The organism is Streptomyces atroolivaceus (genome assembly GCF_000717025.1).
In the GTDB taxonomy this organism is placed as follows: domain Bacteria; phylum Actinomycetota; class Actinomycetes; order Streptomycetales; family Streptomycetaceae; genus Streptomyces; species Streptomyces atroolivaceus.
This window is the reverse complement of record NZ_JNXG01000002.1, coordinates 599,560-625,021: the sequence shown is the minus strand read 5'-3', so window position 1 is coordinate 625,021 and position 25,462 is coordinate 599,560. Positions and strand designations below refer to the sequence as shown.

At 72.2% G+C, this 25,462-nt stretch carries 22 protein-coding genes; 5 read left to right on the top strand and 17 right to left on the bottom strand.

Translation table 11 applies throughout. From position 1 onward, the window contains the following. Nucleotides 1–244: 244 nt before the first annotated feature. The 3 genes from OO67_RS06140 to OO67_RS06130 all read right to left on the bottom strand — a co-directional run bounded on the left by OO67_RS06140 (nucleotide 245) and on the right by OO67_RS06130 (nucleotide 3,883). Complete coding sequence (locus OO67_RS06140) at nucleotides 245–1,285, bottom strand: BMP family lipoprotein (protein ID WP_033297803.1); 1,041 nt, start codon at nucleotides 1,283–1,285, stop codon at nucleotides 245–247. 206 nt (nucleotides 1,286–1,491) lie between these two features. Continuing rightward, nucleotides 1,492–2,706, bottom strand: coding sequence for an amidohydrolase (locus OO67_RS06135; protein WP_106972704.1), 1,215 nt, complete (start codon nucleotides 2,704–2,706; stop codon nucleotides 1,492–1,494). Nucleotides 2,707–2,872: 166 nt separating this feature from the next. Further along, the gene (locus OO67_RS06130; protein WP_033297801.1) at nucleotides 2,873–3,883 is read right to left on the bottom strand and encodes a hypothetical protein; all 1,011 of its coding nucleotides are present in this window, start codon (nucleotides 3,881–3,883) and stop codon (nucleotides 2,873–2,875) included. Between the two features lie 705 nt (nucleotides 3,884–4,588). Here OO67_RS06130 and OO67_RS06125 point away from each other — a divergent pair. Then, nucleotides 4,589–5,050, top strand: a complete 462-nt coding sequence (locus OO67_RS06125; RefSeq protein WP_033298729.1) for a hypothetical protein — start codon at nucleotides 4,589–4,591, stop codon at nucleotides 5,048–5,050. 113 nt (nucleotides 5,051–5,163) lie between these two features. Here OO67_RS06125 and OO67_RS06120 read toward each other — a convergent pair whose 3' ends face one another. Together OO67_RS06120 and OO67_RS06115 are read right to left on the bottom strand one after the other, a co-directional pair. After that, nucleotides 5,164–5,769: a hypothetical protein gene (locus OO67_RS06120; RefSeq protein WP_033297799.1), complete on the bottom strand. Its 606-nt coding sequence runs from the start codon at nucleotides 5,767–5,769 to the stop codon at nucleotides 5,164–5,166. Beyond that, nucleotides 5,766–6,917, bottom strand: coding sequence for a M20 family metallopeptidase (locus OO67_RS06115; RefSeq protein WP_244300047.1), 1,152 nt, complete (start codon nucleotides 6,915–6,917; stop codon nucleotides 5,766–5,768). The genes OO67_RS06120 and OO67_RS06115 overlap by 4 nt, the downstream gene beginning before the upstream one ends. A gap of 169 nt (nucleotides 6,918–7,086) precedes the next feature. On the opposite strand from OO67_RS06115, the gene OO67_RS06110 reads away from it, so the two are divergent. Next, nucleotides 7,087–8,013, top strand: coding sequence for a LysR family transcriptional regulator (locus OO67_RS06110; protein ID WP_051709171.1), 927 nt, complete (start codon nucleotides 7,087–7,089; stop codon nucleotides 8,011–8,013). 21 nt (nucleotides 8,014–8,034) lie between these two features. On the opposite strand, the gene OO67_RS06105 is transcribed toward OO67_RS06110, so the two are convergent. Genes OO67_RS06105 through OO67_RS06090 form a run of 4 tightly spaced genes read right to left on the bottom strand, consistent with a single transcriptional unit; the run spans nucleotide 8,035 to nucleotide 12,685 of the window. Beyond that, entirely contained in the window at nucleotides 8,035–9,075 is a 1,041-nt protein-coding gene (locus tag OO67_RS06105; protein ID WP_033297798.1) for a hypothetical protein, read from the bottom strand. Nucleotides 9,076–9,086: 11 nt separating this feature from the next. Next, nucleotides 9,087–10,022 carry an N-acetylneuraminate synthase family protein gene (locus OO67_RS06100; protein WP_033297797.1) on the bottom strand — a complete coding sequence of 312 codons (936 nt, stop codon included), beginning with the start codon at nucleotides 10,020–10,022 and terminating at the stop codon, nucleotides 9,087–9,089. A gap of 12 nt (nucleotides 10,023–10,034) precedes the next feature. Then, entirely contained in the window at nucleotides 10,035–11,279 is a 1,245-nt protein-coding gene (locus OO67_RS06095) for an acylneuraminate cytidylyltransferase (RefSeq protein WP_033297795.1), read from the bottom strand. A 20-nt stretch (nucleotides 11,280–11,299) separates the two neighbouring features. Continuing rightward, complete coding sequence (locus tag OO67_RS06090; RefSeq protein ID WP_033297793.1) at nucleotides 11,300–12,685, bottom strand: DUF6716 putative glycosyltransferase; 1,386 nt, start codon at nucleotides 12,683–12,685, stop codon at nucleotides 11,300–11,302. 208 nt (nucleotides 12,686–12,893) lie between these two features. Between OO67_RS06090 and OO67_RS06085 the strand changes: the two genes are divergently transcribed. Then, nucleotides 12,894–13,877, top strand: coding sequence for a glycosyltransferase family 2 protein (locus tag OO67_RS06085; protein ID WP_033297791.1), 984 nt, complete (start codon nucleotides 12,894–12,896; stop codon nucleotides 13,875–13,877). Next, a complete protein-coding gene (locus OO67_RS06080) occupies nucleotides 13,874–15,226 on the top strand; it encodes a hypothetical protein (RefSeq protein WP_033297789.1) in 1,353 nt (450 codons plus the stop codon). The genes OO67_RS06085 and OO67_RS06080 overlap by 4 nt, the downstream gene beginning before the upstream one ends. 30 nt (nucleotides 15,227–15,256) lie before the next feature. Here OO67_RS06080 and OO67_RS06075 read toward each other — a convergent pair whose 3' ends face one another. The 6 genes from OO67_RS06075 to OO67_RS06050 all read right to left on the bottom strand — a co-directional run bounded on the left by OO67_RS06075 (nucleotide 15,257) and on the right by OO67_RS06050 (nucleotide 23,329). Then, entirely contained in the window at nucleotides 15,257–15,859 is a 603-nt protein-coding gene (locus OO67_RS06075) for an ALF repeat-containing protein (RefSeq protein WP_033297787.1), read from the bottom strand. Nucleotides 15,860–16,108: 249 nt separating this feature from the next. After that, nucleotides 16,109–17,209 carry an acyltransferase gene (locus OO67_RS06070; protein ID WP_033297785.1) on the bottom strand — a complete coding sequence of 367 codons (1,101 nt, stop codon included), beginning with the start codon at nucleotides 17,207–17,209 and terminating at the stop codon, nucleotides 16,109–16,111. Nucleotides 17,210–17,259: 50 nt separating this feature from the next. Beyond that, complete coding sequence (locus OO67_RS06065; RefSeq protein WP_078597663.1) at nucleotides 17,260–19,671, bottom strand: polysaccharide pyruvyl transferase family protein; 2,412 nt, start codon at nucleotides 19,669–19,671, stop codon at nucleotides 17,260–17,262. Next, the gene (locus OO67_RS06060; protein WP_033297783.1) at nucleotides 19,668–20,957 is read right to left on the bottom strand and encodes a tetratricopeptide repeat protein; all 1,290 of its coding nucleotides are present in this window, start codon (nucleotides 20,955–20,957) and stop codon (nucleotides 19,668–19,670) included. The genes OO67_RS06065 and OO67_RS06060 overlap by 4 nt, the downstream gene beginning before the upstream one ends. Nucleotides 20,958–21,013: 56 nt before the next feature. Then, nucleotides 21,014–22,360 (bottom strand): polysialyltransferase family glycosyltransferase, encoded by a 1,347-nt coding sequence (locus OO67_RS06055; protein WP_033297782.1) that lies wholly within the window; start codon nucleotides 22,358–22,360, stop codon nucleotides 21,014–21,016. Nucleotides 22,361–22,363: 3 nt separating this feature from the next. Further along, nucleotides 22,364–23,329 carry a glycosyltransferase family 2 protein gene (locus tag OO67_RS06050; protein WP_033297781.1) on the bottom strand — a complete coding sequence of 322 codons (966 nt, stop codon included), beginning with the start codon at nucleotides 23,327–23,329 and terminating at the stop codon, nucleotides 22,364–22,366. A 251-nt stretch (nucleotides 23,330–23,580) separates the two neighbouring features. Between OO67_RS06050 and OO67_RS06045 the strand changes: the two genes are divergently transcribed. Continuing rightward, nucleotides 23,581–24,039 carry a MarR family winged helix-turn-helix transcriptional regulator gene (locus OO67_RS06045; protein WP_033297780.1) on the top strand — a complete coding sequence of 153 codons (459 nt, stop codon included), beginning with the start codon at nucleotides 23,581–23,583 and terminating at the stop codon, nucleotides 24,037–24,039. 12 nt (nucleotides 24,040–24,051) lie between these two features. Here OO67_RS06045 and leuE read toward each other — a convergent pair whose 3' ends face one another. Both leuE and OO67_RS06035 read right to left on the bottom strand, forming a co-directional pair. Continuing rightward, nucleotides 24,052–24,711 carry a leucine efflux protein LeuE gene (gene leuE, locus OO67_RS06040; protein ID WP_033297779.1) on the bottom strand — a complete coding sequence of 220 codons (660 nt, stop codon included), beginning with the start codon at nucleotides 24,709–24,711 and terminating at the stop codon, nucleotides 24,052–24,054. Nucleotides 24,712–24,768: 57 nt separating this feature from the next. Further along, complete coding sequence (locus tag OO67_RS06035; protein ID WP_033297777.1) at nucleotides 24,769–25,374, bottom strand: Uma2 family endonuclease; 606 nt, start codon at nucleotides 25,372–25,374, stop codon at nucleotides 24,769–24,771. Nucleotides 25,375–25,462 lie beyond the last annotated feature (88 nt).

Here is a 25,462-nt window from a genome sequence, read left to right as displayed (position 1 = left end):
CCTTGGCAGGAGCGGAGGGCGGGCGATGTACGGACACAGCGCGGGGACCGGTGGCGAAAAATACCGTGCCCGGCGGACACTACGCGCGTAGCGCCGCCGAATCGTCGGCCACCCGGCGACAGGTGGCGAACCACGGGCACGATACCGGCACACACGGAGGGGGCCCGGCCCGGAGGTATACGTGAATCGGGGTCCGCAGGCGCGGCGGAAACCGCGCCTGCGGACCCCGAGTTCAGCGGGCGGATCAGGTCGTGGTCTTGACCTTGATCGAGCCGTCGACGATCTTCTTCTTCGCCTCGTCGATCTTGGCCTGGACGTCCTTGAGGTGGTCGCCCGTGGTGGTCAGGCTGACACCGTCCTCGGCCAGCGAGTAGGTCTGCGTACCGGTCATCGGCTTGCCGTCCTTGACGGACTTCACCAGGTCGAAGACACCGCTGTCGACGTTCTTCACGACCGACGTCATGATCGTGTCGGCGTACTTCGACAGGGCCGGGTCCTTGGCCTGGTCGGAGTCGACGCCGATGGACCAGGCGCCCTTCTTGCCGGCCACGGCCTCGATCGCACCGGCACCGGAACCGCCCGCCGCGGCGAAGATCACGTCGGCGCCCTTGTCCAGCATGCCCTTGGCAGCGGCCTCACCCTTGTCCGGGCTGCCGAAACCGGACAGGTCCGAGCCGGTGGACAGGTACTGGATCTGCACCTTGGCCTTCGGGTTCGTCTCCGTGACGCCCTGCTGGAAACCGGCCGCGAACTTCTTGATCAGCGGGAGGTCGACGCCGCCGATGAAGCCGACCTGACCGTCCTTGGACTTCAGCGCCGCCGCGACACCGGCGAGGTACGAGCCCTGCTCCTCGGTGAAGACGATGGACGACACGTTCTTGGCGTCGGAAACCGAGTCGATCAGGCCGAACGTGGTGTCGGGGTGGGACTTGGCCACCTTGGCGATGGCGTCCGAGTAGGCGAAACCGACGCCGATCACCGGGTTGTAGCCGCCCTCGGCCAGCGACGCGAGGCGCTGCTCGCGGTCGGCGGGGGTCTCGCCGCTCTTGGCGGTGAGCTCCTTGGTCTCGGCGTCGAACTCGGCCTTGGCCTTGTCCAGGCCGCGGGCGGCGGAGTCGTTGAACGAGTTGTCGCCACGGCCGCCGACGTCGTAGGCCATGCCGATCTTCATCTGGTCCGAGTCGGAACCGGTGCTCTCGGTGGACGCTTCACCGCACGCGGTAGCGGTGAAGGCGAGAGCCGCGGAAACGGTACACGCAGCAGCGATCTTGGATACGCGGCGCAAGGGAAGGCTCCTTCAAACCTGACCGAAGCGCCTCTTCCGGCGCTGGTTTCGCGGCGATCGTAACGCGCGTAGATGTCAGATAAGGGCCCCTACGGAAGCCGTTATCGGATCGTCGCGAACAGGAGGTGTCCTGTCCGGTTACGAGCCGTTACCAGCACGGAACATGGTGTGTTCCGGACGGCAGCCACCTCCCTGTCCGGCCCAGGTCAGACGTCCAGGAGTGCGGCGGCGGTGAAGAGTTCGACCCCCACCGTGATCGCCTCCTCGTCCACGTCGAAGTTGCCCCGGTGCAGGTCCAGACCACGGGTGTCGCCCGGCGCACGGACGCCGAGCCTCGCCATGGCACCCGGGATCTTCTCCAGGTACCAGGAGAAGTCCTCGCCGCCCAGACTCTGTTCGGTGTCCTCGATCGCGTACGAACCACGGCGGATGGTCATCGCGGCATCGAGGAGGCCGATCGTCTCGGCCTCGTTCACCACGGGCGGCACACCACGGACGTAGTCGATCACCGTCTTCGCCCGGTACATTCCGGCCACCTCGTCGATCGCCGCGTGCACCAGGTCGGGCGCCTGCCGCCAGCTCTCCAGGTCGAGGCAGCGCACCGTCCCGGACAGCTCGGCGTGCTGGGGGATGACGTTGGGCGCGTGGCCCGTCTGCAGCCGTCCCCAGGTGACCGCCAGGCCTGCCCGCGCGTCGACCCGCCGGGCGAGCAGCGCGGGAACGTCGGTGGCCACCCGGGCGGCGGCCGTGACCAGGTCGGTGGTGAGGTGCGGCCGGGCGGTGTGGCCGCCCGGGCCGTCGAGGGAGACCTCCACACGGTCACAGGCCGAGGTGATCGGCCCGATCCGCAGTCCGATCTTGCCCACGTCCACCTTGGGGTCGCAGTGCACCCCGATGATCCGCCCCACGCCTTCCAGCACTCCGGCCGCTACCGCGTCCGCGGCGCCGCCGGGCAGCACCTCCTCGGCGGGCTGGAACAGCAGCCGCACCGGACGGGGCAGCAGCCCCTGCCGGTCCAGCTCGCTCAGCACGAGTCCCGCCCCCAGGACGCAGCTCGTGTGGACGTCGTGCCCGCAGGCGTGCGCCCGGTCGGGCACGGTGGACCGGTAGGAGACCCCCGCCTTGGTGTCCGGGATCGGCAGCGCGTCGATGTCGCCGCGCAGCGCCAGCATCGGCGTCACGCCGTCCCACTCCCCCACGTCACACACGAGTCCCGTGCCGCCGGGCAGCACCTGCGGCTCCAGTCCGGCCTTCTCGAGCCGGGCCTTGATGGCGGCGGTGGTACGGAACTCCTGGTTGCCGAGCTCGGGGTGCATGTGCAGATCACGGCGGAAGGCGATGAGCTCGGCACGCAGGTCGTCGGGCAGGGCGCCGGGCAGGACGGCCTCGGCGTGGGGCGCACGGGACTTCAACTGGTTCACCCAGTCAAGGGTAGGCCCCCGGTACCCACAACTGGCCACAGATCAACAAAAGTTCAGCCGCTTAGAGGAACAAAAGACGGGCCTGCGGCGTGTGACGGATGGCGTCGGTGGGTAAACTCGCCCATTTTCCACCGCGATGTGAGGCGCGAGCCCGCACCCCCGTCCGTCAGGGGAGCCTGAGCAGCTCACGGAGCGTACCGACGTACGCCTTCACGTCGCGTTCGGCGGGCTGCGCGGGCGTGGGTGCCGTCTCTGTGGCCGCCGTGGTCGCCGTGCACGTCGGGCCAGGGGCCCGGCAGGAACGGCAGAGCCCGTCGGGGAGCGCCTCGGGGCGGCCAGGGACGCCGCACTCCGTGCATTCGACCATCGGGCGGGGGACGGGCGCACCGGGCGCTCCGGGTGTGGGGGCGACAGGCATCTCGGGCGGGATCCTGTCGCGGAGCCGCCGCCTGACGAAGCCGACCGGGGAGTCGACGGCAGCGGGGAGCCCGGCCGCGAGGGCCTGGACCATGTACTCCACTCCCACGCCCCGGGCGAGCCAGGCGGCGGCCAGGTCCTCCAGGGCGGCGCAGTCGGCGGCGGAGAGCGCGAGACGGGCGTCGGTCCGGCCGAGCCGGGCGAGCGCGAGGTAGGCGGGCGAGGCACCGGAGGCCTCCGCGGGCACGGGGCCCGGCTCCTGGGTGCGCTGCTGCGGCACCAGCGGCGGGGCGGGGGGTTCGGGGACGGCGGGAGGAGCGGGGGCGGGGGCGGGTGCGGAGGGGGCCGCGCAGCCCGCCGCGCCGGTGAGGAACGCGGTCCACCACGCGTTGTCACGGGCCGTGCGGGACCAGTAGGTGCGGGTGATCCAGCGGGCCTGGCCACCGCCCGCCTCGGCGGGCATCCGTACGTGGCGCAGGTGTCCGGCCACCCCCAGAGCCCTCAGGGCGCTGCCGACGGCCATCTGCCCGTACAGCGGCAAGCTCCTGGCCAGCGACTTGATGTCCATGGCCGCGCCCTCCGGCAGGTGGTCCACGTAACCGGCGACGTACCGCTCACGCTCCGGCAGCAGGGCGAAGTCGTCCGGCCGGGAGGGGCGCTGGTCCGGCGCGGAGCGCTTGCCGTAGCCGGGGTTGGCCTTCGCGTACGGGCGCGAGGGTGCGGGTGCGCACGGGGCGGAGCTAGGGTGCTGGACAGCCACTGGATCGCCTTTTCTCGATCTTGCGGTGAGACCCCGGCCCGGTGCTTCGAACACCGCGTCGGGGTCGTTCAGTTCTGCGCACCGTAAGCAGCCGCGACTCTGCGCCGCAAGTCGGTCACGATTAGTCATACTTGCTGGCCATGACGGGTCCGGGAGGGCGGGGAGGTTTTCCCATCCTTCTTTTCCCACCCGGACGACTACACGTCTCGACTCCCGGACCTCGGCTCCCGGCCCTCGGATCCCGAAGCTCGAGCGTCGGGCCCACACCCCGTGGCTACCCCTCGAAGGAGTGAACCGGCGGTTCCGGAGCTCGGGGGCCGAGCTCCGGGACCCGAGTCCCGGGACGCGGCCTCGTGCCAGACCTTCGACAAGCCAGGACCGGGAAGGTCCGCCGCACCGGTACGGCGTCACCGCCACCGCTTCCATGGTCCTCCCGCTGTACGCGCCGGCCGGATGGAAGCTGCTCGCGGGACCGTCACCGGCCTGCTCGGCGGGCGGGGACCGGGGGGATCTATGCTCCCAGGGCCCTGGAGTACAGCTTCTTCCCGCCTCGGACGGCCTGTCAGTCGCCGGCGGGATGCCGCAACAGCTGACCTGCGGCTGTCCGGCCTCGCCGGCGGCGCAGTCGGCCGCTCCGGCGCTGCCGGCTTCGCCGCGCACCCCCTCACGAACCCACACGCATCGACGACAGAGGTGGCACAGCCGTTGACCAGTGGTTCCCGCAGCGCTCCGTCCACCCTCCTCCACCGCTTCGACCGGACCTTCCGCGTCTGGCACTACGGCGTGGGCCACTCCCACCTGTTGCTCCGTTCCCGTAAGGACGGCGTGGAGGACACCCGGCTGGACCTCCACTTCGAAGCGGTCGACTCCATGCGGCTCGTGACGCGGTACGAGGACCTCGAACTCCACACGGTCGACGACTCCGAGTTCGCACGCGTCTACGAGGAATCCGGCGTCCCGCAGCGATGGCGGGACACCCGCCTCGTGGTCCGGCTCAGGTCCCGGAGCGGCACGGGCTACGTGCAGTGCGGGCGCGTCATCGCCGACCGGCACCAGGACGACGAGGGTGTGCCGGCGGTCCGTGACGTGGTCTGGAGCCTGCGCCCTTCCGGCCTTCGCACCCCCGGTGCGCCGGTCGGCGATCCTGCCCCCCGCCGGGATGAATGAGGGGCCTCGGAACGCCCCCCCGCCCGCACTTGCGGAACACGCCGACCGGAGTCCCCCAGGTATCCGGCCGTCGGTCTCTCAGCCCCTCCCGGCGAGACCGGCCCGTGCCAGGACTACCGCTCTGCCCACGGGTCCGACGGCGGCTTCAGGCCGAAGGCGTCGCGGAGCCGCGCCTCGGCCGCCTTGAGGCTCTTGATCCCTTCGTCGAACGTGTGCCACCCGCGCCATGCCTGCCCGGCCTGCTCGGGCGACTGGAACAGGCTGTTCTCCGGCGCCGAGCCGAGGAGCTCGCGCGCGCCGGCGTCGAGCTGTTCGACAGCGAGCGACCAGGCCGTCCGGGTCTCGGGGTCGGGGACGGAACCCAGCATCCGGGCGGTGTCGAGCGCGTTCATGAGATCTCCGAAGTCGAGGGTCACGAGGTCCAGTGGTTCGTCGGGGCGGCCGGCTCGGACCTCTGCGGCTTCGTTGATCAGGCTGACCATCGCTGTCTCGCCTCCGTACTCGTACCAGTGGGTGACGCCTTCGGCGATCTCGGCGGCCGTACTCGGTGTGGGCGAGGGGGTCGGCGACGGAGCGGGGGGCGACGGAGTGGGGGCCGGTCGCACGGTCTGCGTGGCGCCGGGCGGGGCCGGCTCGGATCCGGCTCCCGCGCAGCCGGTGAACAGCACGGCGGAGACGACGACGAGCAGCGGTACACGGAGGCGTTCGGCCCCGTTCATCGCGGGGTCCTGCTGATCAGTCCGGCGAGCAGCCGGGCCCTGGGAACCATCTCCGCGACCTCCACGTACTCGTCGTCCGCGTGGGCACCTCCGCCCACCGCTCCCAGCCCGTCGAGCGTCGGACAGCCCACGGCGGCGGTGAAGTTGGCGTCCGAGACTCCGCCGACGGTGACACCGCGGAGAGGCCGCCGTCCCAGCTCCAGGGCGATTCGGGAGGCGAGGGCGAAGAGTTCGGCCGAGGCTCCCGCCTCCATGGGCGGGCGTCCGCCGATGCCCCGCACCTCCAGCCGGGCACCGGGCGTGCGGGGTGAGAGCCCTCGCATGAGCGCGTCCACATCGTCCTGTGCGGCGAGGGAGGGCACGCGTACGTCCACGGCTATCCGCGCCAGCGCCGGCACCGTGTTGGGCGTACTGCCGGCCGCCAGCAGTGTGGGCGTGACGGTCAGGCCGGTACCGGTGGCGCCCCTCCCGGCACTCCCTGTCGCCGTCGCTCCGATTCCGTCGATGGCCAGCACCTGGTGGGCCGCCTCGACCGCCGCGTTGACCCCCTTCTCAGGGCTCGTCCCCGCATGCGCGGCCCGACCGTGCACGGTCACCTCGTACCGCGAGCTCCCCTTGCGCGCGGTTTTCAGGGCACCGTGCTCGTCGCCGGACGCCTCCAGCACGAACGCCGCCGCACTCCCGCGCGCCGCCTCCTCGATCAGCTCGCGCGAGGTCGGGGAGCCGACCTCCTCGTCCCCGTTGACCAGTACGCACACCCCGTCCAGGGAGCGGAGGGAGGCCAGCGCGTGGAACATCTGGACCAGCCCGGCCTTCATGTCGAGCACGCCAGGCCCCCGCGCGACCCCTCCGGCCACCGACCACGGGCGGGCCTGAAGCGAGCCCACCGGCCACACCGTGTCGTGGTGCCCCACCAGCAGCACCCTCGGTGTGCCGAAGACCCAGCGCAGATGGGTCACCCCCTCGACCACGATGGTCTCGGGCCCGGCCCCCAGCAGCCTCGCCCCTATCGCGCCGACCGCCCGGGCGCTCCGCGCGAGCGCGGCATGATCGGCCGAGAAGGACTCGCAACGCACCAACGCCTCCAGATCGGCCAGCATCGTCGGCAACGCGCATACCGGGCCCGGGTCGAATCGTCTTCGTAACATCGCAGTTCCCTCTCGGACGGCATGGGGGAACAGGACCCCCGGGGAGTGACCGGACGGCCCGTGCGCGGCCGCCCCGAACGACGCTAGGACGAGGCGATACATTCCACCAGCGACTACATTGCATGGGAGCCATGCGCCGCAGGAATGGATCGAGCGAGGAGAGTGGCCGGTGTTCGAGATCGATGCGCTACGGCTGCTGGTGACGGTGGCCGGGACGGGGTCGTTCACCCGGGCGGCGGCCCGCCTCAACTACACGCAGTCAGCGGTTTCCCGACGCATCGCGACGCTGGAGCAGGAAGCAGGCGGGCCACTCTTCGAGAGGCTTCCGAGGGGCGTACGGCTGAACCCGGCGGGCCGTGCCCTGCACCGCCACGCCGTGGACGTTCTCGACCGCCTGTCACGTGCCGAGCAGGAACTGGCCGTGCTCCACACGGGAGACGGTGGGCTGCTGCACGTAGGGGCGTTCTCCACCGCGAACATCTCGTTGGTGCCCGCCGCCCTGCGTGCGTTCCGGCAGGCCCGGCCTGCTGTCGAGGTCATCGCGGTCGAAGGCCGCAGCGGCACGCTGACGGCGCGGCTCGCCGACGGGGCGCTGGACCTGGCCGTCGTCAGCGACTATCCGTCCGGGCTGCCTTCCGCCGACGGTGTCACCACGACGCCGCTGTGCGAGGACGAGCTGCTGGTCGCCCTCCCCCGTGATCACCGTCTGGCCGGCGCCGACGTGATCGATCTGGGCGAACTGCGTGACGAGGCCTGGCTGCAACACGCATACGGGGACCGCCCCACGGTGCTCGCCGACGCCTGCGCGCGGGCGGGCTTCACTCCGAGGAAGATCATCCGGATCGCGGAGTGGACGGGGAAGTTCGGTTATGTGGCGGCGGGGCTCGGAGTCGCGCTGATCCCCTCGCTGGCCGCCTGGGCGGTACCGGACGGACTGGTGCTGGTCCGGCTCACCGACCCCGCGCTGCGCCGGACCGTGCACGTCGCGCTGCCCGCCGCACCGCTGCCGTCGGCGCTGACGTTGCGCGATCTGCTCCTGGACGGCGGCCGTCCACGGTCGGCGACACCTGCCGACCGGGGTACCGGCGCCGCATGAGGGCCGCCCGCGCCCGCCGGCTCAGCTTTCCGCGACCGCTGTGGCCCGCCACGGCGCCAGTCGCTGCACGTCCTTGGCCGTCTCCGTGACGCCGCTCAGGAAGCCCTGGGCGCGCGGGGACGCCGTGTCGCGGAGCCAGTCCGGCGCTATGTCGCACACCGCGACCTTCACGCCCGTGCCCGCCAGGGCCAGCGGAAGGGTGTGGACCACCGTGGACGGGAAGCTGAGGACCGTGTGACCGATGGGGCCTCTGCGGGCGATCAGCTCCAGGGGGAGGTCCGGGCGGACGATCTCCAGGCCGGTGGCGGATTCCAGGGCGTGGAGCTTGTCCGCGGATTCACGGCGGTGGGCGAAGTAGCGGGTCGCACCGTGGGTACGGGCGAGGGAGGAGACCGCTTCCTCGTAGGGGACGGGGTCGACCACGCCCGTCTCCACCAGGGAGGTCCCGACCAGGTCGGCCCCCTTGGTGATGAGGGGCGGGCCGAACCGCTCCCGGGTCCAGGCGAAGGTGTTCGCCGTGACCTCGATGCCCTCGGGGGCATCCACCGGCATCGCGGTGAACACCTCGACCGTGCGGGACGCCGACGGGGTGAAGCTGCGGCGGGCGGCGGAGGTGACCGGGGCCAGGAGCAGCTCGCGCGGACCCCCGCTCCCCCGGCGGTGCCAGCGCACCAGGCGCTCGCCGCGGGCCAGCTGGGCGACGAACTCCATGGTGGCGGTGCCGTCGTCGACGACCGTGATCCGGCGGGTACGGACCAGGCTGAGGAGCAGCTGCACGTACCGGGAGAACGGGTCCCCGATGACGATGCGGTCCGCCTTGCGGATCAGGCCGGTCAGCGCGCGCAGGGCCTTCAGAGGCGCGCCGTTCTCACCGCGCGCCTCCTGCCAGCGGACGGTGACGCCCTCGTCGCGGGCCAGCTCCGCCATCCTGCGCAGCTGTCCGCGCGACATCGGGTCGACCGGGGGGAGGACGACGACCGTGGTGTCGGGTCCTCCCCGGGTGTGGGTCCACTCCAGGACGTTCAGGAGCTGGACCGGGCTCTCGACGAAGGCGAGGTTCACCGGCCGGCCCGTCAGACCGCGACCGGCTCGGCGGCCGGCGCGTTTTCGTTCTCGGCGACGACGCCCGCGACCCGGCGGAGCTTCTTCATCGGGCCGAGCTCCGACTCGTACACCTTCTTGACCCCGTCACCGAGCGACGCCTCGATGGTGCGGATGTCGCGGACGAGGCGCGTGAGGCCCTGCGGCTCGACGGAGGCGGCCTGGTCGGAGCCCCACATGGCGCGGTCCAGGGTGATGTGACGCTCGACGAACGCGGCGCCCAGCGCGACGGCGGCGAGGGTCGTCTGCAGGCCGGTCTCGTGGCCGCTGTAGCCGATCGGGACGTTCGGGTACTCCTGCTGCAGGGTGTTGATGACCCGCAGGTTGAGCTCCTCGGCCTTCGCCGGGTACGTCGAGGTGGCGTGGCAGAGCAGGATGTTGTCGCTGCCGAGGACCTCGACCGCGTGCCGGATCTGCTTCGGCGTCGACATGCCGGTGGAGAGGATGACGGTGCGGCCGGTGGCGCGCAGCGAGCGGAGCAGCTCGTCGTCCGTGAGCGAGGCGGAGGCGACCTTGTGCGCGGGGACGTCGAACTTCTCGAGGAAGGCGACGGCCTCGGTGTCCCACGGGGAGGCGAACCAGTCGATGCCGCGCTTGGCGCAGTGCTCGGCGATGGCGGTGTACTCGGCCTCGCCGAACTCGACGCGGTGACGGTAGTCGATGTACGTCATCCGGCCCCAGGGGGTGTCCCGCTCGATGTCCCACTGGTCACGCGGGGTGCAGATCTCCGGGGTGCGCTTCTGGAACTTGACCGCGTCGCAGCCGGCTTCGGCGGCCACGTCGATCAGCGCGAGGGCGTTGTCGAGGTCGCCGTTGTGGTTGATGCCGATCTCACCGGTGACGTAGACGGGGTGGCCGGGGCCGGCGGTGCGGGTGCCGAACGTGCGCAGGCGGGAGGTGTTGCTCATGGTGGTGCTTCCTTACTTGGTGGGGGTGCCGGGGGTTTCGGTGGAGAGAGTGAGGGTGGGGCCGAGCAGCCAGGCCGCGATCTCGCGGATGGCGCCGAAGCCGCCGGGTTGTGTGGTCACGGCACGCGCGGCGGCGCGTACCGAGTCGTGGGCGCTCGCGACGGCGACGGGCCAGCCCGCCAGGCCGAAGCAGGCCAGGTCGTTGACGTCGTTGCCGACGTAGAGCACGCGGTCGGGAGCGATGGACTGCTCCTCGCACCACTGCTTGAGTGCCAGGTCCTTGCGGTCGATGCCGTGCAGGACGGGGACCTGGAGCTTGCGGGCGCGGGCGGCGACGACCGGGTTCTGTTCCGTGGAGAGGATCAGGATCGGTACGCCGGCCCGGCGCAGGGCGGCGACGCCGAGGCCGTCGCCGCGGTGCACGGCGACGATCTCGCGGCCGTCCGAGTCGATGAGGACGCGGTCGTCGGTCTGCGTGCCGTCGAAGTCGAGGACGACGGCGTCGATGTCCGCGCGGGTGGGCAGCGGTGAGGGGTCGAGGAGCGGCGCGAGGGCGCGGGCGCGGGCCAGGTCGTGCGGGTCGTCGATCTCCAGGACCCGGGCGGGGTCGGTCCGTACGAGCGCCGTGTGGCCGAAGAAGCGGTGGCGGTGGGTCCGGAAGCCCTCGACGTCCATGGCGTACGCGGCGCCGGTCTCCAGGTAGTCCTGGGGCCGGTCCTGGCGGCGGGGGCGTACGGCCTTGTCGTGGTTGACACCGTAGGTGTCCTCCTCGACCGCGCTGCCGTCGCGCCACACGAAGCCGTGGAAGGGGGCCACGGTGACCGCGGTGTCGGCGCCTTCCCTGGCGACCGCGGCGGCGACGCCGTCGATGTCCTCGCGCGTGATGAAGGGGCTCGTGCACTGGACCAGGAGCACCACGTCGGCCTTCCGGCCGTGCGCCGTCGCCTCGTAGGAGTGCAGGGCGTGCAGGACCGCGTCCTCGCTGGTCGCCGTGTCGCCGGCGATGGCGGCGGGACGCTGCACACAGAGCAGCCGGGCGTCCTCCCCCAGCGCCTCGGCCGTGGCCCTGGCCGCGGCGGCGATGGCCGGGTCGTCGGTGGTGACGACGACGTCCGAGACCTCGGGCGAGGCGAGGCAGGCGCGGACCGCGCGGGCGACGAGCGGTACGCCGCCGACCTTGGCGAGGTTCTTCGCCGGCACGCCCTTGGATCCGCCGCGGGCGGGGATCACGGCGAGCACGGTGGGGGGCGGGGTCATGGTTGCTCCTGAATCGGTGGTCACAGCTCGCCCATCCGCCGGATCACGGGGGCGACCCGCTGGACGCCGTGGCGGTAGGCGCCACGCGCCGCGTTGCGTACGGTCTGGCGGACCGCGCCCCTGACCCGGCCCGTCTCGCCGGACGCGGCGGCACCCGGCAGCGGGTGGCCGTCGGGGCCCAGGTGGTAGCGGGCGAGGATGCCGGGGAGGTATCCGGGCGCGGTGGCGGGCGTGTAGTAGGGGGCGAGGCGGGGGAGCGGTCCTGCGGAGAGCAGCGCCGAGACCCGGGCGCGGGCTGTGTCGTAGGCCGTCGCGTACGTGCCGTCGGCGGCGACGCCCTGGCCCGCGAGCCACTCCTCGTCGGGCTCCGGGCGCAGGCCGCCGTCGAGGTGGTCCCAGGACGTGATCAGTCCCGAGCCGATGAAGTGGTGGTTGCCGAGTGCCTCGCGGACGCCGAGGTCGGAGAGGATCGCCGTCGGGATCCGCCGGTGCAGGGACTCCAGCGCGGCGGTCGAGGACACGGTGACCAGCAGGTCGGTGCGGTCCAGGACCTCGCCCATGTGCCCGTACACGAGGCGGAAGTTGGGCGGCAGGCCGCCGGGGATCCGCTCCGCGAGACGCTGGTAGGGCAGTTCCTCGATGTGCGTGGTGTGCTCACCCGGCTTGGAGCGCAGCTTCAGCAGCACCTCGCGGCCGGGGTGCAGCCTGGCGTGCTCGACGAGCCGGCGCAGCAGGTACGTACGGTCCGCGCGGGACGCGGGTACGGAGGGCTGGGCTGCGAACACCACGGTGTCGCGGCCCTCCTGGGCCCGGTGCGGCTCCCCGCCGAGGAACGGCAGGGCCGCCTCCGTGACGGACGACGCGTCGGCGCCGACCCCCTCGTAGACCGCGCGGAAACGCGCTCCGTCGTCACGGGAGTTGGCGAGGACCATGTCCGCACCGTGGCGCAGCAGGAGCCCGTCGGCGAGCTTCTCGTAGACGACCCCGACGTAGCCGGTGACGACGACGGGCCTGCGGGGAAGGTCCAGTGCGGCCAGACCGTGGATCATCGCCTGGACCGCGCCGCCCACGAGGGCGAGGACCACGACGTCGTACGCCTCGTCCCGCACCGTGTGCAGGAACTCGGCGGTGGTCACCTCGCGCACCCGGCCCGCGTCGACCCCCACCTCACCCACTTCGGCGAGCTGGCGCGGGGTCGGGGTGGCCCGGCCGCGCAACAGCAGCCCGCTGATCTCGACGGGGCGTTCCGCCGCGCCTGCCTCCGCCGCCCCGGAGAGTCGGCGCGCGGTGAGCGCGCCCCATTTCCACCGGGTGTCGGAGTCGGCGAGCACGGCTATGCGGAGCGTCGCACGGCCGGCTGCTGGGGTGGCGGCCGGAGCGGCCGCGTCATCGGTACTGGGGGGCACGTCGTAAAAGCTAGGAAGCCATTTCGATCCGCGGCCCAACGCGGTGGCAACAGATGGTTAACAGCCGGTCGACGGTTGGGGATTCGGCCCGCCGGAGGGTGAGAACGCCTTCGAATTCGGGCGGGTTCACTTTTCTGCCGCGCGCCGTTCACTTTCCGTACGGGCGGGGGTCAAGGCAAATGCCGGGGCCACCCCTAGCGTGACGCGGGTGGTTAAGCTCTCCGTCATCGTGCCGTTCTACAACGTCCAGGCATACGCCCCCGACACGCTCGGAAGCCTGCGGGCCAACACCCGCGGGGACTTCGAGTTCATCCTCGTCGACGACTGCTCGACCGACGGGACGGCGGACCTCCTGCGCCGTGCCCAGGACGACATCGAGGGGGTGGTCGTCCACAGACACGAGCGCAACGCCGGTCTGGCCACGGCCCGCAACACCGGTCTGGCCGCGGCCCGCGGCGAGTACATCGCCTTCCTGGACGGCGACGACTGGGTCGCGCCCGGCCACTACGCCGGTCTGCTCGCCCGGACCGAGGCCCTGGGCTGCGCGTTCGTGCGCACGGACCACGTCCAGGTCACCGGTACGTCCCGCACGGTGCGCCGCGTCCCGCACGGCCTGCGGGGAGTGGTGGGCGACCCCCGGGACGCGATCCTGCCCGCCGGCCGGACCACCTCGGTCGACTACGCGTTCGCCTGGGCGGGGCTCTACCACCGCAGCCTGCTGGACCGGGGGCTGCTGCGTTTCACGGACGGGCTGCGCACCGCGGAGGACCGGCCGTGGATCTGGCGGCTGCACCGGGAGGCGGAATCCTTCGCGGTGCTGGGAACACTGGGCCATTTCTACCGGCGGGGCGTCGCCTCTTCCCTCACCCAGATCGGCGACGAACGCCAGCTGGATTTCATCCGGGCCTATGACCAGGTGATGTCCGAGACCGCTGCGGACCGCGACGCGGACACCCTGATGCCGAAAGCGGTGCGGACGTATTGCGCCGTCATTTCCCACCACATCGGTTCCGTCGGGAAATTCGAACCGTCCGTGGCCCGTACTTTGAGAACTCTGTGTTCGGCGGCTCTCGGAAACATGCCCCAGCGTGTACTCGACGACGTCCTGGACTCCATGGACACCGAACGGGCGACCGTGCTGCGCAGGCTGCGCCGCCGGTCCGCCACCACCCGGGGAGCGGCAGCCGCGTGACCATCCAGATCTTCGTCGCCTCCGGCCTCCACGGTACGGCGGTGCTCGCCGCGGCGGTCGACTCCGGCTGTTTCGGGGACTCCGGACGCCGCCTCCTGCTGCTCTGCGACACCAGGGCGGTGCCCGAGGCGGCGGCTCCGGCCGAGACGCTGCCCGGATTCGGACGGCTGCGCACCCGTTTCGACGAGGTGCGCTCCTGGAACGACGCCGTCCTCCCCCTGCACCCCGGCTCCTGGACCCCCCGCGCCGACGACGTACCCCTGTGGGAGCGGCACCTGCGCCGCGCGTGGGGCCTCGGGGACGAGGAGGTCGAACTCGTCCTGGAATCCCCGCACACCGGCCCCTCCCAGGCCGTCGCCCAGATCTTCACCGGCGGTCCGGTGACCGTGTACGCGTCCGGCCTGACCGGATACGGCCCGACCGGGGGCAAGGTCCCGCCGCTGGTCGGCACCCGCGTACGGCACCTCCTCCACCCCGGCCTGCTCCCGGGCCTGGAACCGCTGCTGCTGGGGGAGTTCGGCACCGTACCCCGCCCACTGCCCACCGCGGCCCTGCGGAAGGTCTTCGGTGAACTGGCCGACGCCGCGCCGGACCCCGGGGCACCCGAGGGGGCAGCCATCCTGCTTCTCCCCGGGACGGGGACGCTGCCCGCCGCCGAGGAGGAGGAACTCCACCTGCGGACGGTCCGCTCCACGGCAGCCCTCGGCCACACCCACCTCGTTCTCGTCCACCCCCACCACCACGGCCCCGTGACCGCCACCCCGGCCGTACGGGCGGAGGCCGCACGCCTCGGGGTCGGACTGACGGTGCCGGACTCCGGCCTGCCCGGCGCCCCGGTCCTGGCCGAGGTCCTCTACGAGCGCCTTCGCCCCGCGCTCGTCGTCGGCCGCTCGTCGACGGCCCTGCTCACCGCGGCGGCGCTCTACGGCCTGCCGGTGGCCAGGACCGGGACCGGAACCCTGCTGGAGCGCCTCACCCCGTACGAGAACCCCGCGCGGATCCCCGTCACGATCACCGACGCCCTGCTGCCCGACCTGGCCGAACCCGCCGCCGTGTCCGGTCAGTCACCGCTGACCGAGGCGACAGTGGCGGAGGCCCTGGGCGGCCTGCTGCCGGCCGTGGCCTTCGCCATGCAGCCGCGCGTCCGCCCGGACCTCCGCCCGGCGGCCGAGCGCTACCTCTCCGCCCATCTGAACGCCCGGACCTGGCGCTACTTCAAACGCCGCCGCCTCGGTTCCCTGGCCCTCCCCGGCGTCGTCCCCGCCCGTCTCTCCTTCGTCCGCCGGAACGCCACGCTGCGCAGACTGGCCCGGCGGGCGCGGGCGCTGAGGCGGGGAGCCGGGAGCTGAGACGACGCGAAGCGCAGGCCTCGGGGGAGGTCACACCTCGTACTGTCCTACTTCGACGAAGTGGCGCAGCGCGGCCCGGGAACCCTCCTCCAGCACGGCGATCGCCGCAGCCCGCAGGGCCTCTCCGGTCCCGGGGGCGCCCAGGATCGTGAACACCGTCACGCGGTCGTCCACCTCCTGCGCGTCCCAGCGGCCGGTTTCCAGGAAGTGGCGCAGCGCCTCGGCCGTATCGGCTTCGAGCGCCTTCACGGCCGCCTCATGAACCGCCCGGCCCGTGCCGGGGTCACCCAGGACCGTGAACACCGCCACGCGGTCGTCCGTCACCTGCGCGATCCCGCGTCCGGTCTTCAGGAAGTACCGCAGCGCCTCCGCCGTATCGGTCTCCAGCGCCTTCACCGCCTCCTCGCGCACGCTGGGACCCGTGCCGGGGTCACCCAGGACCGTGAAGACCTCGATGCGCAGCTCGGTCAGCGACATGGAGTCGTACGGGGAGTCCGAGCCGGACGCGTCCTTCGCCACCGACGCGGTGACGGGCGACGGGGCCGCATCTGCGGCGAGGGAGGGGGTGGCGAGCAGAAGGGCCGGAGCGAGGGCTCCTGCGGTCACGGCCAGCGCCGCGCGGGTCAGTCTCATGGAAGACACACCTCAGGTCGATGAGCGGTCGGAGAGTCCGGAGGTCGGGACGCCTCGCACGGGCCCTGAGCCGGCATCAGGTCCCGGGCGCCCCCACATCCCCGGCGGCTGCATCCTCCCCCGTGCGTGGCCTCGGCTCATTGCCCAACCCAGGCAGTCTTCGCCTGGCCGCTGTTGCCGAGATGGCACACCCGTCATCCGACGGCACCGGTACAGGTCCCGCCGCGCGCAGAGCTTCGCCGCCGGGGCTCAGCCCAGCAGCCGCGTCAGCCCCAGGCGGGTCCACAGCACGGCGACGCCGAAGGAGAGGACGGTCGTGGCGGCGGTGACGGCGAGCACCAGGGCCGCCGCCACCGGCAGGGTGAGATCGGCGTCGACCAGCACGTCGGTGAGGACGCCCAGCACCAGCACGTGGATCATGTACGCGCCGAACGAGGCGCCCGCCAGGCGGGTCAGGGCGGGACGCACGCGGTCGGGGACGCGCAGGCGGTGCAGGGAGAGCAGCACGCCCGCGCTGAACAGGGCCACCAGGACGCTCGCGTACGGGATCGCGTAGTGCACCTCGTGCTGGTACGTGATGACCGCGGCCAGGAAGACGCCGGCCGGGAGCAGCCACCACAGGCTCCGCCTGCCGAAGGTCCCGGCGGGCAGGGCGAGGAGCAGGGCTCCGAGGACCGCGTAGATCAGCTGGTACGGGCCGAAGCCCCATCCGAAGCGCGGCAGTTCGAGGTCCGTGACCCGGGCCAGGTCGCCGAACAGGGACGGGGCCGCACCCAGGACGAGGAGGGCGGCACCGAGGCCCCAGGGGCGCCTGCCCGACTTCACCAGGGCGGCGAAGGCGAGGAGCATGATCACGGGGATGTACGCGTACAGGTACCAGAGGTGGTAGGCCGGGCGTACCGAGGCGAACAGCGCGTCGAGCCCCAGCTCACCGGCCGGTGCGTCGTTGGTGTCGCGCAGCCGGCCCCATGCCACGTAGAGCACCGTCCACACCGCGAGCGGCACCAGGATCCGGACGATCCGCTGCCACAGCTGCCGGCCGTCCCGGACCGGGGCTCCGACGAGGACGACCCATCCGGCGATCGCGAAGAACAGCGGGACCGCGAAGCGGCCCGCCGAGTCCGCCACCAGACCCGCCCAGTAGGTGCCGGGTCCGTTCGCTGCCTCACGGCCCGCCGTGTTCACGAACGCGGAGCCCGTGTGGCAGAGGATCACGCCGACGGAGCAGAGCAGCCGGATCAGGTCGATGTCGTACCGGTGTTCGCGGTGCGGGCGGGGTTCGGGGGCGGGCTGCGGGGTCTGCGCGGGAGCAGGGGAGCCGGCCTGGGAGACAGAGGAAGGCATGGTCATCGAAGGCTATGAACGCGAGGGGCGCGGTTGAACTCCGGTCAGGTGAACAGTCACTTCGTCCGGGTGTCGGGCAGGTGAAGGCCCCGTGCCGGCCCGGCGGTCCTCGGGCCGGGGACACGCGGGCCTTCGGGGAAGGGGTCCGGAAGCCCGAACAGGCCCTGGAGCTCGGCGAGGTTGGCGCGGGTCACCGACCACAGGTGCTCCTGCCGGCCGTGCACGTCGGCCACGGCCGCCCCGTGGTCGTCCAGCACGGCCGCCGCCCGCTCGGCGAGGCGGGCGCCCAGCGACCGGTCGTGGACGGAGACGCCCCACTCGGGGCGGTCGATGTCGGTGAGGAAGTAGGCGAGTTTGGGGTGGGAGACGAGGCTGATGATCGGCGTGCCGCAGCCGAAGGGAATCATCCCCGCGTGCCCGCGCATGCCGATCACCAGGCGCGTGCGCCGGTAGAGCGCGCGGATGCGGTCGTTGGAGAACAGGTACAGCGGCTCCACCGGGAGGGCTGTGCCGTGTTCCCTGCGCAGGTCGTGGACGAACTTCTCGTCGGCCGGCATATGGGCCGCGTAGCGGACCTCGGCACGCTCACCGATGGCGCGCACGGCGGCGGCCGTCTCGGCCAGGAAGTGGCCGTAGTCGTGGCCGAAGCGCAGACCGGCGCGGTCGTAGGCGCAGTTGATCAGCACGGTGTCGTCCCGCCCCGCACCGTCGTCGAGGCCGGGGTCGAGGTGGCGGGCCACGGTCGTCGGGCAGGGCTGGTAGCGCACCCGGTCCCGCAGCTCCTCCGGCAGGAGTTCCCTGACCCGGTCCACGGAGCCCTGGTTGCGCAGCCCGAAGAAGGCCGACTTCCCGACCAGGGCGCGCAGGCTCTCCGCGAAGCGCTCCCGGCGGTAGCGCTGGCCGTCGAAGACGTTGTATCCGACCGCGAAGACGGCGAGCGGCGCGGTGATCCGGGCCAGCACGTCGTCGGCGATGTTCCACTGCCAGCCGCTGTTGCCGTTGGGCGCGGTGTCCGGGAGGAAGAGCCCGCCACCGCCGACGACGATGCCGCGCCGGGCGTTCAGCTCCTCCAGCGCGGGCTCGTCGACCAGACGGTGCACGGAACGTTCGTGCCAGCGGGCGGGGCCGGTGTCGGAACCGAAACACATCCGCACGGCTTCGGGGAGCACCTTGTCACCGGCGTTCTCCTGACCGTCGGCGAACAGGGCGACGTGGGCGAGCTGTTCCCCTGCGGGCGCGGGACCGGCGGAGGGGACTGCGCCCCGATCCGGGCTCGTACGGACGAACCAGGCATGGCAGTTGCCGTCGGTGGGGTCGGCGTCGATCCCCTCCCGGGCGTACGCGTGCGCTTCCTCGGTCCGGCCCAGCAGCCAGGCGAGTCGGGCGAGCTGACCGTAGGCACGGGCGGCGAAGTCCGGTGACACGGTGGCCAGGAGGAGATGGGCCTCGGCCTCCTCGTAGCGGGACAGGGCCATCAGGCTGATGCCCAGCGTCTCGTGGCAGCGCGGCAGGTCGGGCCGGTCCGCCACGGCGGCGGTGAGCAGGGCGACGGCCTCGTCGTAGCGGCCCTGCTGCCTGTGCACCTCGGCGACCTGACGGACCAGGTCCACCGGCGCACGCCCGCCTTCGGGGAACGGCAGGGCGCAGTGCAGGAGCAGTTCGGGATGGTTGGGCCCCGGCAGGGCCCGGTACGCGGAGCGGAACTCCTCGTCGTCCATCTCGAAGCGCTCGCGCGCCTCACGCGCCGGGCCGCCGTGGGCGGGCTCCTCTCCGGAGAGGTCCTCTTCGAAGTGCAGGACGACGGTGCTCGCGGGCACGGGGGCGTCGTCGTACAGCCGGCCCGCCGGGAAGTCGTAGCGGGAGCCGAGCGGTTCGAGGAGCCCCGCCTCCCCGATCGCACGGTCCACCACGTCCTCGCCACCCTCGTCCAGCGCCTCGAGCACGGCGTCCGTCACGTCCTGGCGCTGGATCACGAGGAGCCCGTCGTCCCGCACGGTCCGTCCGCCTGCGGGGCCGGGCTGCGGCACGGCGGCCACTCCGGTACGGAGGGCCAGCAGTGGCAGGAGGGAGCCGAGGACGACCATGCCGGGGCCGAGGACGACGACGGTGTCGTAGCCGGAGGCCCGGAACGCGTCGAGACGGCTGTCCGCGGTGCGCGGGACGATGCGCGGGTGCAGCCGCCGGGCGGCGTCGAACGCGGAGTCGGGCAGTCCGGGGTGCAGGAGGAGGAAGTCCTCGCAGACGGCCGGGTCCGCCAGTGCCAGGCTTCGCAGCAACACCAGGACGCCGGGCATCCGGTCCTCGTCCGCGTAGGCGGCGAAGGCGATCCTCCGCCTGCCCGTGAGGGCACGGCGGTCGTCGGCCACGACGGCCGGGCCTTCGTGCCGGCCGGCCGCCGGATCTCCCTGTCCGGGGCCGGCTGCGGGCCCGTTCCGTCTCTCTGCGGCGGGTTCGGCGGGAGTGTTCATCGCAGCGCGGTCCTCATCTCGGTCTCGTCCTCATGTGTCGCCCGGGCCGCGACCCACTCCCGCTCGCGCGGCAGCAGCTGCCCCGGCAGTCCGAAACCGATGAGGTCCAGGCGGTCGGCGGCGTCCAGGAAGTACAGGAGCCGGAGGACGGTGAACGCGGTGGTGGTCCGGGTTCCCCAGCCGTCCTCGCCGAGCAGCGCCGGATCGTCCAGGGGACGCCGGAGCGAGGCGTCGCCGACGCGGTCCTGGGCGCCCGCGGCCAGGCGGGCGCGCAGCGACCGGCGCCAGTGCGCCAGCGGGTCACCGAAGACGAGGCGGGTGCCCGCCCGGTGGCCCCAGGCGGGGCCGGTCCACGGGGTGTCCCCGCGCAGCGTGACGGCGTGCACGTCGGTCCGGGGGGCGGCGGCCGGCAGGGCGTCGCAGCGCACCACCAGGTCGTACCCGTCGATCAGCTTGCCGAGCGGGCCGTCCGGGTCCCGTTCCTCGTCGGCGATCCGGGCCGCGCCGGCGACGAGGCAGACGGACCGGCCGGCGACCGTGCGGCGGAGTCCGGAGACCCCGACCGGCTCCGCGCCGCCGAGCAGGGGGTCGGCCATCCTGTCCCGGTCCAGCAGCCGGCGGTAGGCGGCGTACCGGGCGGTGAGGCGGCGGACGGCCGGATCTGCCATGCCGCCGCCCTCGGCGGTGTGCCGGCGCACGATCTCGGCGAAGACGGTACGCGCCTGTCCGGCGGGGGCGTTGTGCAGCGCCCGCAGGGCCGTGCCGTCCTCACCGGGGAGCAGCTCCGCGGCCTCCTCCAGACAGGCGCGGAGGTCCTTCAGGGCTGCGATCCGGCGCCGGACGTCCTCGGCGGACGCCGGGTTCTGCTGGAGCGCGAGATGCCGTTCGTACGCCTGCACCGCTTCGTCCCGTCGGCCCAGCGCGTCCAGGGCGTTCCCGCGCAGCCGCCAGGCGCCCTTGGACCTGGAGCGCAGCGCGGTGGCCTCGACGGCGATGTCCAGGGCGAGTCGTGTCTCGGCCTCCCCGCCGGCCTCGAGAGCCCGCTGCCCGGTGCGGAGCAGGGCGTCGAACAGTCCGTCCCCGCCGGTCCCGGAGGCCGTCGTGAGGCCGCCGATGGCGGAGACGAGCCCGGTCCGGCCGGCGTCGCCCAGGGCGCCGCCGGCGGCGAGGTCCGCGAGGTAGTCGCCGCACAGGCGCAGAGCGGCCGTGGGTTCCGGCCGTGGTGTGCCGCCCTGCCCGGTCCTGGCCCGCACCGCCTTGAGCAGCCCCGTCAAGGTCTGGCCCATGCTCGTTCCGCCGTTCTGTCATCAGTGGCCGGCCGGGGCAGGTGCCCGGTCCGGGATCAGAGGCCCAGGCTGCTGCGGGTACGCCGTACGGTGCGGCGCAGCCTGACCGCCGCTCCTCGCGGGCCGCCGCCGGGCAGGGTGAGCTTCTGCAGGCGGCGCCGCTTGAAGTAGAACTGCGTGCTGCTGTCGAGGTGGTCCCGCAGCCAGGACTCGGCCTCGGCACGCAGCGTGGGGTGGAGCCCTGCCTGCATGCAGTAGCCGACCGTGCGCACCAGTGGAGCGAGGCTTTCCGGGGCCGTGGACGGCAGTTCGGGGAGGGGCTCGGCGCCCTGTTCGTCCAGGTCGGGCACGAGGTGGTCGACGATCGTCAGCGGGATGCGGTTGCTGTTCTCGTACGGGGTGATGCGGTCCAGGACGAGGCGGGTGCCGACCCGGGCGACCGGGATGCCGTAGTACGCGGCGGCGGTGAACATCGCGGTCGAGAAGCAGCCGACGACGAGTGTGGGCGAGCACCGCTCGTAGAGGGTCTCGGCGAGCAGCGGGCTGTCCAGCGTGGTCAGCCGCACTCCCAGTGCGGCGGCCGCGTCGTCGAGCGCCCTGGAGTAACGGGCCGGTGCGGTGGGGTGGGGCTTGAAGAGGACGGAGGTGTGCCCGGCCCGCGCCGCGCCGCGCAGCATCCGCAGGTGCAGGTCCTCCTCCTCCTCGGCCGTGAGGATGTTCAGGGCCGCGAGGTACTGGCCCAGGAGCACGGCCGTGGGCGCCTCGGCCTCGGCCTCCGCGAGCCTGCGGTCGCCGTCCGCCGCCCGGGCGATCTCGCCGAGCACCTTGCGGAAGGCCTCGTCCGGCACGAGCTCGGGTTCGACGCCGGACTCGGCGAGGAGCAACGGACGCAGTCCCGGTACGAGATCCAGGTGGAGCACCCGCTGGATCCGGCAGGCGATGGAGCGCGGAACCTTGTTGCGGGTCGGGCCGTAGCTCATCAGGCCGTCGGCGTAGACGTGCACGGCGCTCTCGGAGAAGATCGCGGCCAGAGCGCGGGCCGGGTTGACCTGGATGGATTCGACGGCGAGGTCGACGGGGCCGTCGGGGTCGATGCCCCAGGCGAGGCGGAACGCGCGCTGCCAGAGTTCGGTCTCCTCGGCGCGCGGACCCCAGCCGCTCGGGTGGTGCGGACTGATGGCGTCGTTCCAGTCGACGACGGAGTCGAAGCGGGCCGCTATGTCCCCGTAGCCGCGCATCTCCTCGAGCCGGAGGGCGGTCTCCGGGACCGCCGCGTTGTTGGAGACGAGCAGGACGCGGTGGCTGTCCTGCCCCGGTCCGAACTGGCCGGCGTCCAGCGCCGCCGCGAGTGTGGCCGCCCCGTAGAGGGTCGACACCTGGAAGATCTGGGTGCGCGTGGGCATGGGTCAGGCGGCCTTCTGCTTGTCACGCAGGCGGTTGAGCAGGGTGCTGCGCCTGGTGTCCATCATCGTCAGGGTGTGGTCGAGCACCTGCTGCGGCATGCGGTGCAGCGCGGCTGCGGACTCCTGGCGCAGCCGCCGGAAGGTCGCGGGCTCGTACGCGTCCGCCTTCTCGTTGTGGAAGGCGATCATCGCGCAGTAGGTGCGGACGGCCTTGGGGAGGAGCAGTTCCGCGTCCCGGTCCTCACGGATCTCGTCGATCAGCGTGTCGTAGGCGGGGAAGAAGTCCAGCTGACGCGAGTCCTTGATCTGCGTCAGGGACGTGGTGACGCCGCGCCGGTAGAAGATGCCGTACAGGTTCAGTGCCGCGTAGGTACGGGCCCGCAGGTGCAGCTGCCAGATCCACAGCCGGTCCTCGGCGGTGCGCAGCCTGGTGGTGAAGCGGTGGCCGCCGTCCTCGAAGAGGCGCCGGTGGTAGACACCCGCCCATACGAAGGGGTAGTCGACCATCGTCTCCCATTCGGGAGCGGCGATGCCCTGGCGCGGATCCAGCACGGTGTCGCGGAGTCGCGCGGGCGCGCGCCGCACGACCCGGCTGGTGCCCGTGGCCTGGACGTGGTCGGTGCGGGCGAAGTCGCAGTCCAGCTCGTCGGCGGCGTGCAGCAGTCGGCCCAGGTGGCCGGGCGCGTACCAGTCGTCGCCGTCGAGGAAGGTGACGAAGTCGCCCCGGGCGGCGTCGATGCCGCTGTTGCGGGCCGCCGCGATGCCTACGTTCCGCTCGTGCCGGATGACCTCGGCGTGCGGAAGTCTGTCGGCCCAGCGGTCGATGACCGCCGGGGTGTCGTCCGTGGAGCAGTCGTCGATCAGCAGGAACTCGATGTCCGGGCCCGCGTTACGGGCAAGACTGCCCAGCGTCGTGTCGGCGAAGGCGCCGACATTGTGGAACGGAACGACAACGGACAGTTTCGGCACGCGAGCCCTCGCCTTCGATCATGGTCCGCACACGCTAGTGACGCGGGTGGAGGAGAGGGTGTCGCCCGGCCCGACGAAGGGTGAACTCTGGGCGTCGCCGGAGTGACCCGCACCGGGGCCGTACCGCACGGGCCGCGCCACGCCGCGGGGCGCGCTCGTGGCCGTGCCCACGCACACGGACTGCCGTATCCCGGAAGCACACCGACGGCGGCCTTGACCTCAACTTTGATTGAGGTCCTACGGTCCAGGACATGGACTACTCACATGACGACGCCGGACTCGCACGCCAGCCCATCGGCTACTGGAGCTGGGCGGCCCACGACGCGACCGTGACCCACATCCGGGCCGCACTGGCCGAACACGGCCTGACCCAGCCCCCCTGGTGGGTCCTCAACCAGCTCACCGAAGCGGACGAGCACGGCCGCCCGCGCGCCGAGGTGGTCGCGATGCTCCGCGGCTATCTGAACGTCGGCGACTCGCTCGAACCCGAGATCGACACCCTCATCGTGCAAGGCCTCGTCACCCAGGACCCCACCACCCGCCTGCGGCTCACCCCCGAAGGACACGCGCTGCGCGCCAAGGCCGCCGAACGGGTCAGCAGGGCGAGTGCGGAGATCCACGCGGGGATCCCGGACGAGGAGTTCGTCGCCGCCCTCAAGGTCCTCCAGCGGATGATCCACAACGTGGGCGGCAAGGCCTGGCACCACTGACCACCGCCACGCTCACACGCTGCTGAAGGACAGCTTCGCCGCGAACCCGAGGAACAGCACACCCGCCGCCGAAGTGGCCCCCGCCGACAGCCGCTTGCGGCGGCGGAAGACGGCGGCCAGCCGGGTGCCGCCGAATATGAGCGCCGAGAGGTAGAGGAAGCTGCCGAGCTGCAACAGCGTGCCCAGCAGCAGGAAGGAGAGTCCCGGATAGGCGTAGCCCGGATCCACGAACTGCACGAAGAAGGAGATGAGGAACAGGATCAGCTTGGGATTGAGCAGGCTCACCACGAGCGCACGACGGTAGGGATGCTCCGCCTCCTTCGCGGGCGCCCCGTCCTCCACCGCCAGTTCGGCCATGTGCTGCTGCCGCTCGCGCCACATCGACACGGCCGTCCGCATCATCCCGATCGCCATCCAGGTCAGATAGCCCGCGCCGGCGAACTTGACGACCGCGAAGAGCAGGGGCGTCGTCTGCAGCAGGGAGGCGGCGCCCAGTGCGGCCAGCGTCATCAGGATCGCGTCCCCGGTCCAGACCCCGGCAGCAGCCACATAGCCGGTGCGCACCCCACGTCTGGCGGCGACGGAGAGCACGTACAGCGAGTTCGGCCCCGGCAGGAGAATGATCAGCACCAGGCCGGCGAGATAGGTCGGAAGATCGGTGACACCCAGCATGAACGGAGTCTCGCACGCGGGTACGACACTGCGTCCGGGCGTCCGGAATGCGGCCGGTCAGTCCTCGTCGCCGTTGAGCAGCCGGTCCACGGAGAGCTCCATCTCCACCCCGACCACGTCCGGCACGGTGAAGGACATGCCCCGCTTGTGGGGCGTCCGGGTCCTGTACTCGCCGCCGCGCGGGTCGGTGCAGACCAGCACCTGGTCGTGCTTGCGGTCGGCCACCACATAGACCGGGATCCCGGCCTGGGCGTAGCCCTCGACCTTGGGGCCGAGGTCGTCCGCCCAGTCGGTCGAGGTGACCTCCAGGACCATGCGGAAGACGTGCGGGGCGTAGCAGTTCTTCATGACATGAGCGTCGCGGATGTCTGCCTCGACGACTGACAGATCGGGAATCGCGTAGTCGTCCGGGCCGGTGGGCAGCCAGATTCCGACCGCCTGGACCAGCCTCAGCCCGACTCCGCGCGCCCTGGCACCGAATTCCTCGCCGAGCCAGGACAACGCCAGCGCATGCGCAACGTCGGCCGGTGGTGTCACCGTGAGCCTCCCCTGGAGAATCTCCACGCGATGCCCGGGCAGCGAGCGTGCGGCCTGTTCGGCCGCCTCGCCGATCGTCAGCTCCGACTGCATCGTCACCAGCTCCTCGTGCTGTGTCACAGCCACGGCATCCTCCTTTCGGAGACCACCGTTCACGAGCCTATCCACGGGTGCGGCCGAACGGCGAGAGATCACCCGCGCGGGTGGCCGAGCC

Coding starts and splice junctions, on each gene's coding strand:
- OO67_RS06120 (WP_033297799.1), bottom strand. CDS start 5,769: ATGAACGGGGCCGAACGCCTCCGTGTACCGCTGCTCGTCGTCGTCTCC.
- OO67_RS06115 (WP_244300047.1), bottom strand. CDS start 6,917: ATGTTACGAAGACGATTCGACCCGGGCCCGGTATGCGCGTTGCCGACG.
- OO67_RS06100 (WP_033297797.1), bottom strand. CDS start 10,022: ATGAGCAACACCTCCCGCCTGCGCACGTTCGGCACCCGCACCGCCGGC.
- OO67_RS06095 (WP_033297795.1), bottom strand. CDS start 11,279: ATGACCCCGCCCCCCACCGTGCTCGCCGTGATCCCCGCCCGCGGCGGA.
- OO67_RS06075 (WP_033297787.1), bottom strand. CDS start 15,859: ATGAGACTGACCCGCGCGGCGCTGGCCGTGACCGCAGGAGCCCTCGCT.
- OO67_RS06070 (WP_033297785.1), bottom strand. CDS start 17,209: ATGACCATGCCTTCCTCTGTCTCCCAGGCCGGCTCCCCTGCTCCCGCG.
- OO67_RS06065 (WP_078597663.1), bottom strand. CDS start 19,671: ATGAACACTCCCGCCGAACCCGCCGCAGAGAGACGGAACGGGCCCGCA.
- OO67_RS06060 (WP_033297783.1), bottom strand. CDS start 20,957: ATGGGCCAGACCTTGACGGGGCTGCTCAAGGCGGTGCGGGCCAGGACC.
- OO67_RS06055 (WP_033297782.1), bottom strand. CDS start 22,360: ATGCCCACGCGCACCCAGATCTTCCAGGTGTCGACCCTCTACGGGGCG.
- OO67_RS06045 (WP_033297780.1), top strand. CDS start 23,581: ATGGACTACTCACATGACGACGCCGGACTCGCACGCCAGCCCATCGGC.
- leuE (WP_033297779.1), bottom strand. CDS start 24,711: ATGCTGGGTGTCACCGATCTTCCGACCTATCTCGCCGGCCTGGTGCTG.